Annotated in this window: 10 protein-coding genes; 4 read left to right on the forward strand and 6 right to left on the reverse strand. The window is 40.9% G+C overall.

From position 1 onward, the window contains the following. Window positions 1-357 precede the first annotated feature (357 nt). From B4Z47_RS01835 to B4Z47_RS01845, 3 genes are all read right to left on the reverse strand, one after another. A complete protein-coding gene (locus B4Z47_RS01835; protein ID WP_070567962.1) occupies window positions 358-2,100 on the reverse strand; it encodes a RagB/SusD family nutrient uptake outer membrane protein in 1,743 nt (580 codons plus the stop codon). Between the two features lie 4 nt (window positions 2,101-2,104). Continuing rightward, a complete protein-coding gene (locus tag B4Z47_RS01840; RefSeq protein ID WP_201638956.1) occupies window positions 2,105-5,371 on the reverse strand; it encodes a SusC/RagA family TonB-linked outer membrane protein in 3,267 nt (1,088 codons plus the stop codon). Window positions 5,372-6,033: 662 nt separating this feature from the next. Beyond that, the gene (locus tag B4Z47_RS01845) at window positions 6,034-6,933 is read right to left on the reverse strand and encodes an SPL family radical SAM protein (RefSeq protein ID WP_159333098.1); all 900 of its coding nucleotides are present in this window, start codon (window positions 6,931-6,933) and stop codon (window positions 6,034-6,036) included. Window positions 6,934-7,233: 300 nt separating this feature from the next. On the opposite strand from B4Z47_RS01845, the gene B4Z47_RS01850 reads away from it, so the two are divergent. Continuing rightward, a complete protein-coding gene (locus tag B4Z47_RS01850; RefSeq protein WP_159333099.1) occupies window positions 7,234-8,100 on the forward strand; it encodes a cold-shock protein in 867 nt (288 codons plus the stop codon). Between the two features lie 114 nt (window positions 8,101-8,214). On the opposite strand, the gene B4Z47_RS01855 is transcribed toward B4Z47_RS01850, so the two are convergent. Both B4Z47_RS01855 and B4Z47_RS01860 read right to left on the reverse strand, forming a co-directional pair. Further along, window positions 8,215-9,975: an alpha-L-fucosidase gene (locus B4Z47_RS01855; protein WP_286726645.1), complete on the reverse strand. Its 1,761-nt coding sequence runs from the start codon at window positions 9,973-9,975 to the stop codon at window positions 8,215-8,217. A gap of 12 nt (window positions 9,976-9,987) precedes the next feature. Further along, a complete protein-coding gene (locus B4Z47_RS01860; protein WP_201638954.1) occupies window positions 9,988-11,271 on the reverse strand; it encodes a Gfo/Idh/MocA family protein in 1,284 nt (427 codons plus the stop codon). Between the two features lie 348 nt (window positions 11,272-11,619). Between B4Z47_RS01860 and B4Z47_RS01865 the strand changes: the two genes are divergently transcribed. Then, entirely contained in the window at window positions 11,620-12,489 is an 870-nt protein-coding gene (locus B4Z47_RS01865) for a DMT family transporter (protein ID WP_286726647.1), read from the forward strand. A 162-nt stretch (window positions 12,490-12,651) separates the two neighbouring features. Here the strand turns inward: B4Z47_RS01865 and B4Z47_RS01870 are convergent, their stop codons facing one another. After that, entirely contained in the window at window positions 12,652-14,334 is a 1,683-nt protein-coding gene (locus B4Z47_RS01870; RefSeq protein ID WP_159333103.1) for an FAD-binding dehydrogenase, read from the reverse strand. 331 nt (window positions 14,335-14,665) lie between these two features. Here B4Z47_RS01870 and B4Z47_RS01875 point away from each other — a divergent pair, with 331 nt between their 5' ends. After that, window positions 14,666-15,649: an aldo/keto reductase gene (locus tag B4Z47_RS01875; protein WP_159333104.1), complete on the forward strand. Its 984-nt coding sequence runs from the start codon at window positions 14,666-14,668 to the stop codon at window positions 15,647-15,649. A gap of 9 nt (window positions 15,650-15,658) precedes the next feature. Further along, window positions 15,659-16,636, forward strand: a complete 978-nt coding sequence (locus B4Z47_RS01880) for a cyclase family protein (RefSeq protein ID WP_286726648.1) — start codon at window positions 15,659-15,661, stop codon at window positions 16,634-16,636. Window positions 16,637-16,839: the final 203 nt, after the last annotated feature.

Raw genomic sequence — 16,839 nt, forward strand, 5'->3', positions numbered from 1 at the left:
CTCGTACAGTTCAATCAACTTATTAACTAACATACTTTACTCTCGGTTCGGTAAGAGCAATGATGAAAAAGAAACTAATCTTTTAAAGACGAAATGCTCCATTTATAAAGCATCTCCAAAATATACTTCAACAAGTATAACGAACAACCTAGGCTGTGCCAAAGGCACAAAGCCATAGCGGAATAAACTCACGCCATTCTGTCTTTTGACGATACAAAGGTACGAAAAATAAATTAAACGCATTTTTCACAACCTATATAGTTAAAATACAGCTAGTTAAAAAAAAATATATAGTAATATTAAAAATACGATCAGCGGGAGAAGCACTCGACCACTGATCGCATTTTTTAAGGTGTATTATTCTCCCCAGTTTGGATTTTGGGTAAGGTTAGGATTTAATTGTCGTTCTTGGACAGGAATTGGATATAAATAATCTTTCTTTTCATCGAAAACTTTTTTGATATGCGCATTAATAATCACATTTCCTTTATTCCCATTTTCCAATAAGATTTCCGAGCCCAATTTCAATAGCTGAATTCCCGAGGCACTCGGCTTGTCACCTTCATAAATCCAAACGTCATCTTTACCATCATTATCTAAATCAAACTTGCCTGTACCCGGAAAATACATCCCTTTAAATTGTCTCGTGACCAACTGGCCGCTTTTCCATCTTAAGATATCATCCCAACGGAAAGATTCCATCACCAATTCAATACGGCGTTCTCTTCTTATTTCCAATAGTACCCCCTTCATATCACCAACTACATTCGGATAGTCTTTCGCTAAAAATGCATCTGGATTTGATTTAGCCGCCTGCAGATTTAGATTTGGCATGCCTACACGATCGCGCAACAACTTAATTGATTTGTCCAAATCGGCCTGGCTCAATGTGCCTAACTCTGCTTTCGCTTCAGCATAATTTAATAAAACCTCGGCATACCTAAAAATCGGCATATCATTTTCAGAACGATTGAAGTTATCATACTTTACATCTCCCACAAATTTGATCAATTGATATCCCGTCACTGAATTCCCAAAGTTCGGAGCAACAGCAGCGGCACCTCCAATACGCTTATAGCCCGGCGTACGAATCGTCTGGCTTAGACGTGGATCGCGATTTAGGACCTCCTCCTTAAACGTCATTGTTTGGTAATTTGATTTATCGGTAAATCTCGTTCCATCTTTCATCAGGTAAGAATCCACCAAATTTTTATCCAATCCGGGTTTTCCGTAGGAAGCTGTAATCGTATAATAATTTACATTGTGCCAGATTTGCAAAGCATCCGAGAATTTCCGCGCTAAAATAACCTCTTGTGGCAAACTATTAACACTATAAAACAATGCACCATAAGAGTCTGTTCCCGCGGCATTGTATACGCTGTATTGCGCTCCCTCCATAAGCTTGCTGGCTGCATCGGCCGCCTTCTCCAACAGGCCGTTTGCATCGGGTAAATTAAATTCTGTATGATATTTACGAAATGTTCCTTCAAAAAGTGCGACCCGGGACTTTAAGGCCAATGCAGTCCATTTGGTCACTTTTTCATCACTTTTGGTAGCCGGTAGATTGGCAATCGCATAGTCCAGATCAGCGAGAATGTTTGATACAACCAAAGTTCTCGGATCCCTCGCCTTCTTAAGTTGTTCTTCGTCATTTTGATCAATGACCTTGTCATACCAGGGCACATCTCCAAAACGTTTCAGTTTATCGAAATAAAAATATGCCCTAAAAAAGCGCGCCTCGGCAGCATAGGGCGCAGCAGTCGTTTCTGAAACTGTATTAAAGCAATTCGCCAAAAAGTAATTGATATTACGAAGATTTGCCCAAGTCCATCCACCGCCACTTATCGGAACCTGTCTTTTTCCGGTCAATTCATCATCCAATGTTGTCTTAACGATATTATCGACCGATTCGTTATAAACTCCTTCGGCCGAAGGTAGTGCGGCATCGTAAAATGACTTTGTAAATAACGCCAAATCCTTTTCTGTTTTAAAGGAAGCCTCAGGAGTAACCGACGATTCAGGCAAACGTTCCAAATAATCTTTGCTACAAGCCATCATGCCACAGCTCAACAATGCATATATATATACTATCTTTTTCATACTATTAAAATGTTAAATCTAGACCAAATGAAAATGTTTTAGAGATTGGATATGATCTTCCGTTGACCTCTTGAGCCGACTGTTCGGGATCAATATATTTGGAACGGAGCTTAGTCGCCGTCCAAATATTTTCACCAGACACATAAATCCGCGCATTGGCCAATTTCACGCGCTTTAGCCAGGCCTGAGGAACCGTATAGCCTACGGTTAGATTTTTTAGTCGTATATAGGCCAAATCCTGTAAGTAACGATCCGATTTGACGTTCAAAGATCCACGATCATTCAAGGCAATATAGCCTCTTAACAATGGATAATAGGCATCTGTATTTTCTGGCGTCCAAATATCCTGTTCAAAATCCTTCGGCACAAACGAATAGTACGGTCTTGAGTATGGTCCCCAAAACTTATCTGCATTTGCTCCAGGCCACCAATGTTGTCGACCTATCCCCTGAAAGAAGGCCGAAATATCGAATCCTTGCCAATTTGCCCCCAAATTAAAACCAAATGTATAACGGGCTCTGTTGTTCCCAATGATCACTTGATCCCCAGGGTTCATCAATGTATTGTCTCCAGCATCAACCTTTCCATCCGGAACGCCATCCTTTCCACCAATGTCAACAAATTTCAAATCTCCAGGATGAAGTTTGGACCAGTCTCCCGGTGCTGCCAACCGTTGTTTATCCACATAATCCTGGTTAACTTTCCAATTGTCGATTTCCGTCTGGGACTGAAAAAAACCATCAGCCTTATACCCCCAAATTTCGCCCAAAGTCTGGCCGACATAATAGTTACTTAGCAACATTTCCTTATTGTCAAAACGTGTGATCTTCGCTTTAGAATCTGACAATCCCAGCCCAATATTATAGCCAAAAGATTTTCCATCCAAGTCAAATTGATCACGCCAAGCCACAGAAATCTCCCAGCCTTTATTTCTTAGGTCTCCAGCGTTTGTCCGAGGCGACGCCGAACCAAAAACCGCTGGCAAGGTTTTGCCCGGGATCAACATATCGAGCGTATTTCGAATAAAATAGTCAGCAGATACACTCAATCGAGTTCTAAAAAATTCGAGATCTGTTCCGAAATTTAATGTATTCGTTCTCTCCCAGGTTAAATCAGCCGAAATTGGAGTTGGTGCACTCAGATATTGTGTTTTTGTACCATTGGTTATGTAATTGGACAATCCCGCATTCAACAATTGGATGTAACCATACTCAGTAGCTTCCTGTGCGTTACCCAACGCCCCATAGGAGACTCTAAATTTAGCTTCATTTAAAACTGGTTTCAGATTAGCCATAAACGACTCTTCCGAAATCCGCCATCCGCCCGAGAAAGAGGGGAAAAAACCATATCGCTGACTGGATGGAAATTTAGACGTTCCATCGTAGCGACCATTCACCTCCAACAGGTACTTCCCTTTATAATTGTAATTCAACCTTCCAAAATAGCCTCGTAATGCCCAGGTATTTGCATTCCCGAGTAACTGCATTTGACCAGTCCCCAGCGCAAAATCATTCAAATCCTCCGACAGCAAATTAGTATGCGTACCGCCGATTCGTTTGTATCCTGTGGTTTCCTGGTTAAAGCCTACCGTGGCGGCAAACTGATGATCTCCAAATTGCTTGCTATAATTGGCGAATAGGTTGAGTGAATGTTTTGGCCTATTGATGATCGTTTCGGTATATGTATCATTTCCCAAGTAATTGATCACACCAGGAAAAACAGACCAAGGAGCGGCCGTTCTTCTATTCCAGTTATGGATCGGATTATAAGTAAAGGTATAATTACCCGTTAAGGTCAAGTTTGGCGCCAACTGAAATACAGTCTCAAACATATTGATAAACTCATATTTATCCTCGCCACCTTTTGACTTTCCATGCAACAAATCTGCATATATACCATCGCCAATATTATAATTGTTCAGTTCCGTCCTATAGGTTGCGGTACCATCGGGATTCATGGGCACATAAGATGGTAAAGCGTGTACCGTTGTTGAAATAAAATTATTGTTATTATCTGGACTTGTCGCCCATCCTGGATAGGTGTAGTTTTGGTAATTCAGCTGGGTATTTGCACTTACCTTCAACCAAGGGGTCACCTGCGCATTTATGCGCGATCGAACATTATAAGCATCGAATTTATCTTGGTTAATTTTCATTAGCCCCCCTTTTTCATAAAGTCGCCCCGACACATAGTAATCAATTTTTTCACTACCGCCAGAGAAATTTAACGAATGTTCCATTGAGGTCTGTGTTTTTCGATACATCTCATTCCACCAATCTGTATTGCCATAATATACATATTGATCTTTTCCATTTCTATTCTGAACCACTACGGAAGGCAGACTAGGATCTGTTTTTCGTTTCAATAGTTCAGCATAGTCATCTTCTGTATATCCCGTATAACTATTACCGGTGGCACGAATAAAAGCTTCATCATTTAGTTTAGCAGCATCATAACCGCTCGTCATAAAATCTGTCCGCACCGTCAGTCCAGACCAACCAAAATTATTACTATAATTAATGTTCATTTTTCCGGCCTTTCCTTTTTTAGTTGTTACGAGCATAACACCAAATGCCCCCCGAGCGCCATAAATCGCTGCTGCCGAAGCATCCTTTAAAACGGATATCGATTCAATATCACGGGGATTGATCGTATTGATATTTCCTGGAACTCCATCTATGAGAATAAGAGGTTGAGCATTAGCTGAGTTTATCGAAGCGAAACCCCGGATATTAACGTTTCCTTCCCCTCCTGGCCTGCCATTGGTAAATGTAATATTCAAATTTGGTATTGCTCCCTGCAAAGCTTGAGTTGCATTGGCAACTGGGCGATTTTCAAGTATCTTCGCATCAATCTGTGTAACAGCACCTGTTAAGTTTACCTTTTTTTGCTTACCATACCCGACAACAATTACTTCATCAAGGGATTGATCTGTCGAAACTAACTGAATGGTTAAAGGTATTGCCTCTACTTTTACGTGCTGTGTTTCAAAACCGATCATCGACAAGCGCAATGTATGCCCAGTTTTCCCTTCGATGACAAAAGCACCTTCTTGGTCAGTTTGCGTAGTTTTGCCAGTAGTTGAATTAAAAATTGACACACCCGAGATAGGTTCACCGGTTGCTGTTTTTACAATGCCTCGAATAGGCCCCTGAAATTTGGCGGAAATTTCAACATCCGGAATAGATGTCAGAAAGACAGGTTTGCTCTTGGCCCACGCGCCGAGAGACATCCCGATCATTACAGGAAGTAATACGTGTTTCGTTTTCATGAATTTGGTTTTGTTTTTCTTCGGTTACAAAGAAAGGTTATTTAATATTTGTAAATTATTAACAAAGCATTACTAAACAATTAAACGACAATTGGTTAAATCAATATTAAGATAATACAATTTTAACACGAAACAGAATGTCTTTTTTAATTTTTTAATAAAACAAAGAACCAATCAGTTTGACATAATGAATCAAAACACTATCAATCAACATGTTAAATAATATTAAACAAATAATATTCACAAAAACCTTATACGAAATAAAATGTAACATATTTGAAACAATACAATACAAAAAACAACAAAGAGAGGGATCACTTATTTCACAAAACACTTAAACAATTAGGTTAATTATTTTCTTCGTTTTAACGTAAAACTTCGTCATAAAAAATCCTTTATCCAATACATCTGTTTTCTATCGGTTTTAGTCAGGGCGAAAACATACAATTAAAAGCTAAAATTCAAACAGTTAGCATACCTAAAAACCTGTATTTACTACGGAATAAGATTGCTTATTAAAAAGATTAGAATCAAGACCGTCACATTCAACTTAAATGGCCTATCAATAAGGAAAAAATGCAAAAGGCTCAACTTAACACACATCACAGAGAAGGAGAAAAAGCTACTTTGGTATTGATCAACCGCCAAAAATACCCAGGAATTTATAAGGGATCATTATTCGTCAGCCGGTCCCTAAGTCCATATTGCAGACATAGTCCCTTAGCCTTTTCCGCAAATGCCTGTCGATAATAGCTAGGAAGTTTGCCGTCCGCACCAAACAATCGTTGATATTTTTCCACGAGTTGTGGATAGTGTTTTTCAACCGCACGCATAACCAACGTCCGATTGTCACCAGGATCAGAACCATACAAGGCCAAGGTTGCTGGAAAAATATAATTTGCATCAATGGATCGAAAAGTCCCAAACATCTGATCAAGATGAGTTCCGGTATCCGAAATAAAGGGCAACAAAGGCATTAAACTTACGCCACTACACAATCCCATCTTACGTGCTTCACTCAATGTATTCAAACGAAGCTCAGGCGATGGTGCACCTGGTTCAAATATGCTGGCAATTTCCATATCGATGGTTGAAAAGGAAAAAGTAATAAAAGCGCGATGTGTCAATTTACCCTGCAGATCCAATGGAAGTATCGCTTCAGCATCGATCTGCTTCAACAAATCAAAATCCCGACTTACTAGATCCGATTTGGTGATAATATGCACTGGGAAGCGATAATGTACTATAATTTCCAATAATTGGCGCGTCAGTAGCTCCGTTTGCTCAAATTGCAAATAAGGATCCGTTGCAGACGACAATACAATTATTCCATATTGTTTTTTACGGGCACGGAGCGCTAAGGCTCGGTCCAACAAATCCACCGCATTGCGCTTTACACCTAGCTTTTCGGCCATATTAATACCATATTTACTACCTCTGATATAACAATATAAACAATTGAACGAGCATCCGCTATAAGGATTGACGGTGTAATCGTCAAGAAACCAAGGATCTCTTTGTTTTGTTTTATTGAGAATAGATTTGACAATTACAGACTGCATAGGGTACGTTATATTAATGAACGATTTTATAGAACAGATTTCAACAGACTAAGTTAACTCAAAATTACGCCTAGGCGACAAAAAATGCTATGAAATTATTCTCTCAATCGATTTTTCAAAACGCCTTTTGACTCCTGTCCAATTCCGTCCCACTAATTTGATTGTCGCTTTCTATTGAAATTACGAACATTTTGGCTGTTTAGAAAGCGTTCTTAACCATGTAGACTAAGAATCCATCGGATCCGTTAAAAGTCTTTCACGGCAAATAATTACAAATATTTCATTTTCAATGCATAATAAATGCATTTATTCATTACCTTTATGCTATTGAAACAAAACTCAACTCCAGCCATGTTTATCGGCGCTGTCAAATGGTTCGACAATAACAAAGGATTTGGTACTCTTGCGTTACCTTCCGGAGAAGAACTCTTTGTGCATATACGCAGGTTTAAAGTTCCTCCAGAACATGTTATTCAACCTGGAGAAGTTATTGTCGGAGACAAGAAACCTGACCCAAAAAGACGCGGTTATCTCGCTCAGAACTGCAGGATTCTCAAAAGGCCCGAAGATTGGAAATTCGTCATCTCGCTCCTCGACAAAGAACACACCGTGCTCCTCCCCGATAGCCACGGTCGAGAACAAAAGCACAACTTAACCTCATTAACAGCAAGACAACTTCTAAGAATGCAGCCCAAAGAACATATATTGGCTATGCTTACCGCTAATTTTGATGTTCATTTCGATAGCTCAATTTTCATTCCTTATGCTGAATTGATAGACAAAAGCATTGCCGGTGTTTTTGAGAAGGAGGCAGCTTGCGATCTACTTTCCAAGGTGTTCGAATACTTTGGAAAACATGTCTCGCATCAAATTCTATTTCGTGTATGGAAGGAAAGCATGTTTAGGTATATCGGCTATCCGGCAGAAGGCGACTACGAAATACCTGAACTTGTATTTAATCTGAATGCCACGGAAATCGATTGTGATGATCTTGCGAGAATCATCACGTATAGCTTTGGCAAATCTTTTTGCAGTGATTTTGTAAATGCTTTATTTGAAGACATAGAAACAATGGACAAAAAAGATATCGAACCTTTGTTACCGTATCTTGAGTTTTTGGAGAATGAGGATTCTATTGAGAAAATACAGACTCTTATGCAAGACTAGCTGAATCGAATGCCTGCCTAAAAATCCCTGTTTGATTTTTTGGGAATATCATCAATTAAGGCAGAAAGCACAGAAATTGATGATTGAAAAACCTGTAGAATAGACAGCAACAGCCTATTCTACAGGTTTAAATCGAAGTGCACTGAGACTGACCTTGTCACCATCACCTTCAAGAAATGAAACAGTAACGCTGTATCTTCCTGGGGCTTTAAATTTCATCCATCCCCATGGGTACCAATTATACACTGAAGCAGCGGCTTGTTGATTCTGCACGATCTCTCCAGCCGAGTTTTCGATCTTCCACACCACTCTCCCCTGCCCTGTATAATTTAGGCCAACTTGATAATAGCCTGGCTTAACAATGTCTATAGCATACGTTAGTTTACTTTGACCAGTCCATTGCCCTACTTGAACGACATGTTTCCATTCACCGAATTTCTCCATCCAGGATTTCCCGGTTTTATGGCATCCTTCAACTTCGGCAAAGTCTACAGGAAGAATTGTCTCCATCGCCGGATCGACCCCCAACATTTTATCAATAACAGGTGTCCCCTGCATAACGACCTCAATCACAGAAACCAGTGGATCTGGAGCTATCGATGGGATATTGATCTCCAACCATTTTCCATCGGTCGTATAATTTAACTTTTTCTTCCCATCTGCGTTTAAAAGATTGATCGACGTTATCCCCTTTGTTAGGCCCGGAACAAACAACTTTCCATTAGTTGGCCAGTGATAGACCAATAATGAAATTTTACGCCCTTGTACAGTAGCATCCCCCCAAGGCAAAGCGTGCCCCCAAGGTGAAGCTTGCGCACCATAAACGGCCGCTGGATACTTTCGGATCCACGCACCAGCACCACGCAAAGCTAAGCTCGCTGGCTCAGGAATAGTCCCATCTGGTTTAGGCCCAACATTTAACATGTAAGTCCCGCCCCGGCTAATAGTCGACAATGTACGAGACAAGATTTCACGGGCACTCTTCCAATTATTGTCGTACCAAGCATACCCCCAAGAGTCATTGGTTACATCGACTGCCTCCCAAAGACCTGGAACATTCTGCCGTGGTACTTCCATATCCCCCAAAGTAGAATAATCACCAAGTCCGTGTCCAACACGTCCCGACACGTAAGCCCCAGGTTGATTTTTATGAACCAATTCGACAAGTTTTTGGGCGTATTTCTTATCCATCCCACCAGGCGTATCGAACCAGACCAATTCTATCGGCCCATACTGCGTCGTAATCTGGTTCACCTCAGGATAGCATTTCTCCCAAAAATAATCGTCAAATGTTTTCGAATGACCGGCTGCGTCCACCTTGGGACCTCCATTTCCGCCGGGATAAGTCCAATCCTGATTTTGCGAATAATAGAAGCCAAAACCGATCCCCGCTTCCTTACAGGCTTTCGCGAGCTCAATCATCGGATCACGTTTAAAATCGGTCGCCTCAACAATATTAAACGAATTCACTTTCGAATGAAACATCGAAAATCCATCGTGATGTTTGCTTGTAATCACGATATAGCGCATCCCCGCATCTTTTGCAAGCTGTACAATCGCCTTAGCGTCAAAATGATCTGGATGAAATGACGCCGCCGCGGCCATGTAGTCAGCGACGGGGATATTGGCCATGCTCTTGTTCATGAGCCATTCCCCTATGCCATAAAACGTTTTCCCCTTCCAGGTATTTGCCAGCTGCGAATAGATTCCCCAATGGATAAACATCGCATATTTGCCGTCACGGAACAATTTCCCTCTAATTTGGGAAATGGAATTTTTTCCTCCTTGACCATCCCACATTTTTTCCATCTGTTGCGCCGAAACTTGCTTTGCAGACAATGTCGCCAGAGCGAGCCCCAATACGATACCTTTCATACCCATATTTCCTTAGACTTTGGGCAGATTATAGCCATTATGATAAACTTTCGCTAAGTACCCGTCCGCATCTTTATCATTGAAACTGCGCTTTTGTTTATCCCAAAACAATTTCTTTTTAGAACGGTACGCAATATTTCCCATCTGTGAGAATATCGCAATATGAGCCCCCGCTTCTATCGGAGCATAAAGACCTTCTACTGATTTCTTTCTAACAGCTTCAACGAAATTAACCATATGCTTGTCCAGTCCATTGTCCTGTGAACGTTGGAAAGAGACAGCGTCCATTCGTCCTTTCTCGGGAATAACTTCCCAGCCTTCACGATTAACGACCAAGGTACCATTATTACCAATGAAAGCAACGCCGTGAGTCTTCTGATAAGGGCCCAAATCTATACCTGTCGCCTGCTCCCATTGAACATTAAATCCATCAAACTCATACACCGTTGTTAGACTATCTGGTGTTTCAGCGGCGTCGTCGGGATAAGCAAATTTACCACCAGCAGCCATTACCGAAACAGGATCTGACACTTTCATTCCGATCAGCGCATAATCCAACATATGTACACCCCAATCGGTCATTAGGCCACCCGCATAATCCCAATACCACCTGAAATTGAAGTGAAAACGATTGGGATTAAATGCACGTTTTGGGGCTGGCCCCAACCATTTATCATAATGTACTCCAGTAGGAACAGGAGCGTCTGCCTGAACCGGAATACTCTTCATCCAACCTTGATAAGCCCAAGCCTTAACAAGGCGTATCTTTCCCAATTTTCCGCTATGAACAAAATCCATCGCATCTCTAAAATGTTGTTGGCTTCGTTGCCACTGCCCTACCTGTACAACACGTTTATACTTTTTAGCAGCTGCAACCATAATTTCACATTCCCGAATGGAGTTGCCAATTGGTTTTTCGACATATACATCTTTTCCTGCCGCAACAGCATCAACCATTTGCATGCAATGCCAATGATCGGGCGTAGCGACAATAACAACATCAACGTCATTTGCTTTCAGAAGATCTTTATAATCGATGTAAGTCTTCACATCAATATTGCGTTTCTTTAATTCCTCAGCGCGATTCTTCAAAACATTTTCATCGACATCACATAATGCCGTACACTGCACGCCTGGTACTTTCAAGATAGCGTTCAGATTAGACCAACCCATACCGTTGGTACCGATCAGCCCCACACGGACCGTATCAGCTTGAAAACCGAATACTTTCGTCTGTGCAAAAAGTGCCGATGCCGCCAACAGACTCGTATTTCGAATAAATTCTTTCCTCTTCATTGTTTAGTTTGGTTTATATTGATATTGCATATTCAATACTAGGAAGACGATTATCTTGGGCATCCCCCTAGTGAGATCACTAATATAAGATTTAGTCTTTAGGATGAAGAATATTAATCCAACAAAATGGCTGAAATAAAGGACTTTGAATACCGTAGATAATTTCTATATTTGTTAAAAACTAGCATAAAACCATGGACCGAAGAACTTGTCTTTCTCCACCAGCAAAATAACATAGCGCAATGTCAAACGAATAATGATATCTGATCAGGAGCAAATTCGGATGATACAAGGATTAACTATTTATTTAGCTTTTAAATTTCCCTTTATGGGAAAGACATTTTTTTTATGAAAAAATCATATTTAGTACTTCATACCGCGGTACTGCTCGCAGGCTTCACCGGAGTTTTCGGCAAACTCATTACCCTCAATCAGATACCACTCGTGTGGTTTAGGGTTTTACTTTCAACACTTATTCTTTTCGTTGTCCTCAAATTATTCAAGATTGAGCGATTAAAATCGACAAAAGATATACTGAATATTGCAAGAGGTGGATTATTGCTCACCATCCATTGGATATTTTTCTATGGAAGTATCAAGTTTTCCAATATTTCCATTGGCGTAGTGTGCTATTGCCTGACCAGTTTTTTCACAGCCATTCTAGAACCTATCATCAATAAAAAAAGATTTAGTGCGGCGCAGCTGATGTTAAGCATGTTGACCTTGATCGGAATCAGTTTAATCTTTCATTTTGATAGCTCTTATCAAGTGGGCATTATTTTGGGTGTAATTTCAACTATTTTCGCGGCCCTATATACCATCTACAATGAGCGATTGGTCAAACAATATGATAGTAAATTATTCAACTATTATCAAATGCTTAGTGGAACCATTGTATTGGGACTTGGACTGCCTATTTTCTATTATTTATTTCCCACCGAACGTTTTATACCAAGCTTTTCTGATGGGATCTATTTAATCTTGCTGTCTTTATTTTGTACGGTTGGTCTTTATGTTCTTTTTGCCGAATCACTCAAGAAGCTATCTGCATTTACGGTCAATTTGAGTTTCAATCTTGAGCCCATCTATTCGATTATCATTGCTTTTTTATTCTTCAACGAAGGCAAACAAGTCAATGCTTCTTTCTATGTGGGGCTCGCTTTTGTACTTGTTTCTGTTCTTCTTCAAACGCTGCGCTCTATCCGGAATAAAACTTAATAATTTCTTTTTCAATAGGCAAACATCGCATTGATTGCCTACTAGAAATGTTGTTTTAACGTTAAATGTAACCACCGATGGCTTGGGCCGACGCTATCCGGCAACAACATCGGGTGGAAAAACTGGCATTATAAAGAAAAGAATCGTCTTTCATAACATTTTTTAGGTAGATGCTGCCTTTGCCAAACGCGCAATATGTTGTCCGGCTTTCATGCCTGAGAATATACAACCGCCCAAGAAAGTACCTTCTAACGCTCGATAACCATGCATGCCGCCACCACCAAATCCAGCCACCTCACCCGCTGCATACAAACCCGCTACCACCTTGTTATCCTTTGTTAGTACTTGCGAATGGAGATTCGTTTTGAGACCGCCTAAGGTTTTACGCGTCAACACATGGAGACGTACCGCAATGAGCGGTCCATTTTCCGGCGCCAGGATTTTATGGAGGGCTGCCACTCGACCTAATTTATCACCAAGGTAGTTTCGTGTATTTCGAATGTAATTTACTTGCGTGTCCTTTGAAAACTTATTATCGACCTCCCGGTCACGCGCTTCAATTTGCGTTTTAATCGTTTCATAATCCAAAAGATCTTCGCCTGTCAAACGATTCATACGAGCGACCAGATCCTTTAGATTGTCCGAAACAATAAAATCAGGTCCCTTTTCCTTAAAAGCCTCAACTGGTCCAGGTGCATTTTTCCCAAAAATGCGTTTCAAAAATAACCGATAATCCTTGTCGGTAATATCTGGATTCTGTTCTGAACCTGAAAGAGCAAACTCCTTTTTGATAATCTTCTGTGTCAGGATAAACCAGGAATAAGAAAAGCCTGTTTCTTGCAGGTGTCTGAGTGTACCCAAGGTATCAAATCCAGGTAAATAAGGAGCTGGAAGCCTATTACCGCGGGCATCAAACCACAATGAAGACGGCCCAGGTAAAATACGGATGCCGTGCATAGGCCATATTGGATTCCAATTTTCAATCCCTTCCGTATAATGCCACATGCGATCGCGGTTTATCATATGAGCCCCAACCTCTTCGGCAATTCCAATCATTTTTCCATCGACATAGGCGGGAACACCTGAAATCATTTGCACTGGTGCTTTCCCTAATCGTTCAGGCCAATTTTCGCGTACCAATTGATGATTTGCTCCAATCCCTCCCGAAGCAATAACGACCTGATCTGCATAATATTCAAACGATGCAAGAATATTTCTGTTGGTAGCAACACCCCTTGCTTTGTTATCATCTTCCAAAACATCGCCCGCAATTCCGAAGACCGCGCCATCTTGCGTTAGCAATTTTGTCACGCGATGTCGAAAGCAAAACCGCAGCAGACCTTTTTCCTGCGCAGCAAAAGCTTTATCCACAAAAGGTTTCACAACGCCAGTTCCAGTCCCCCAACTAACATGAAATCTAGGAACGGAATTACCATGCCCCGAGGCCGATCCGTCACCGCGCTCAGCCCAACCGACCATAAACATCAGCTTAATACCGAGCTGAGCGACGTAAGCAGCCTTCTCTTCCGTCGCAAATTTCAGGTAGGCCTCTGCCCATTGTCGCGGCCAATAATCCTCCTCGCGGTCAAATCCTGCAGTTCCCATCCAGTCCTGCCGAGCCAGTTCAAAAGAATCCTTGATGCCCATACGACGTTGTTGAGATGAATTGACAAGAAAAAGCCCACCAAAGGACCAATAGGCCTGACCACCAAGATTTTCAGCTGTCTCCTGATCCACAAGAAGCACTTTCTTACCAGCATTGGTAACCTCCATTGCTGCTGTAAGCCCTGCTAAACCCGCTCCGATAATAATCACATCAGGTTTAAATTGTTCAACTGTTTGCATAGATATTCTTTTACTGAACGGTTATCCCAATAAAAATGTAAGTACTAACAAGACCTACCACACTATATAAATCTACTAGTTTGTGTAGGAATGTACAAGAAAAAGTTAACAGAAACCTGCTGGCGCTTTTCAAAAAAAGACGCTAGTGTTATATCACAAAAATAATAGAATAACCTAATTTAAATTATTTTAATAATAAAAAATAGCGTTATAACTTTGTGCCATCAATCATTCAGATAATAGTAAGCATCCTTTCGAACAGATTTATTTAGTAAAAAAAGGTGCATCAGAACGACAAATAAAATTTAACAAGAGACATAAAAAATAAAAAATGGAATACAGAAAATTAGGAAAAACAGATTTAGAATTATCAGCAATTACGTACGGAGCTTTTGCAATTGGCGGCAACATGTGGGGCGGAAATGAAAAGAAAGATTCTATTGATTCTGTGAAAGCATCGATCGACAACGGTGTCACTACATTAGATACAGCCCCGTTTTATGGCTTTGGTTTGAGTGAAGAAATGATCGGTGCGGCAATTCAAGGTTATGATCGGACCAAAATACAGGTATTGACCAAATTTGGTTTGGTATGGGACGGTAGTAACCAAGGAAAAGGTGAATTTTTCTTTGACGCAGAAGAAGCTGGTAAAACTATTCCAGTTTATAAATATGCATCAAAAGCTAGTGTAATTAAGGAAGTAGAGAATAGCCTAAAACGCTTACGCACCGACTATATCGATCTACTACAGATTCACTGGCCAGATAGTACAACTCCGATTTCCGAAACGATGGAAGCCTTGGATCTTCTTTTACAACAAGGTAAGATCCGTGCTGCCGGCGTCAGCAATTATAGCGTTGATCAAGTTTCAGAAGCACGAAAAACCCTCAATATAGCGAGTAATCAAGTTGGTTACAGCATGCTGAACCGAGGTATCGAACAGGACCTTGTTCCTTACGCAAAGGAAAATGATCTGGGTATCATTGTATATAGCCCTATGGAGCGTGGTTTGTTAACCGGTAAATATTTCAATACTGGTAAATTAAAAGAAAACGATCACCGCAATGGTTATTTCCAACAATTTGATCTGGCCAAGGTAAAGACTTTCTTGGATACCATCAGTCCAATTGCCGCAAACAAAGGTGTCACGCTTTCCCAATTGGTATTACGCTGGACTAGTTTGCAGCCGGCGATCACTGTGGTCTTGGCAGGTGCCCGAAATGCAGAGCAGGCCATCGCAAATGCGCAGGCCATCGACATCACGCTTACCGCAGAAGAACTATCCTTTATCAATCTTGCATTAGCAAAAATTTAATATTCAACGATGAAAAAATTCAATCAGTTGACAGTACTCCTCATGGGGGTACTGTCACTCACAGCATTGCAAAGCAATGCGCAAAATAAAACACTGTTGGTAGACCCAACAGATAGTACATGGCATCATGCTGCTTATGGTAAGAACGACGAGATCGGAGCTGCCAATTTAATATCACCAGAATTGGTGCTACAGTCATTAAAACTTGTCAAAAAGGGAAAAACTGTCCCTCTTGCTGTCCCTGTAAACAAACAGCTTCCAGCTTTCCGCCACCGTAGTTTTAACTTGTATAATTTACAACCCGGAGAACAGGCTGGTGCAACACTTGGTCCCAATAAATTCACTTTCAACGACGAATTGGTAAATGCCTGGACCGGTGTCGGCACCCAATTGAACGGTATTGGACATATCGGAATCAACAATATCTACTACAATGGCAACAAAGCGCAGGATTTTGTTACGGTAGAAGGCGTTAAAAAACTTGGAATAGAAAAAGTCCCACCACTGGTAACCCGTGCTATTGTCTTGGATATGACAGCCTATTATGGAAAAGATATCGTTCCCGATGGTACAGAATTTACCGTTGAAGCCATTCAATCGGTATTAAAAAAACAAAGGATCACGATCAAAAAAGGTGACATCGTCTTATTCAACACAGGTTGGTTAGAATTGATCGGCAACAACAACCAACAGTTCCTGGAAACTGAACCCGGTATCGGTATGGATGCAGCAAAATGGCTAGCAGATCAAGGTATCGTTGCTTTTGGTGGTGACACGTGGGCATCTGAAGTATATCCAAACCCCAATACCAACGAGGAATTTCCAATCAATCAGTTTTTATTGGCCAAACGTGGCATATACAATCTTGAATTAATCGACACACGCCCCTTGGTAAAAGAAGAAGTCTGGGAATTTCTATTTGTCCTTGGACAGCCTTTATATGTAGGATCCACACAGGTCAATGTCAATCCAGTAGCGATCTATTAATTGCTTTTAAGATCAGTTCGGTGCACCTCTTTATGGCACCAACTTAGAACTCATTGCTCCAATGGGTCCATTCAAAAGAAAGAATACTTAATAAAACCTTCATAACTTCGCAGACACCAACAGCAATGAAAGCAAACTGAAGGTTCTTTGTGGCCAATAAGATCAGACACTGTCAGAAAAATTAAGCCTATTTGGAAGACCAA

Source organism: Sphingobacterium sp. UBA2610 (assembly GCF_002339225.1).
GTDB lineage: Bacteria > Bacteroidota > Bacteroidia > Sphingobacteriales > Sphingobacteriaceae > Sphingobacterium > Sphingobacterium multivorum.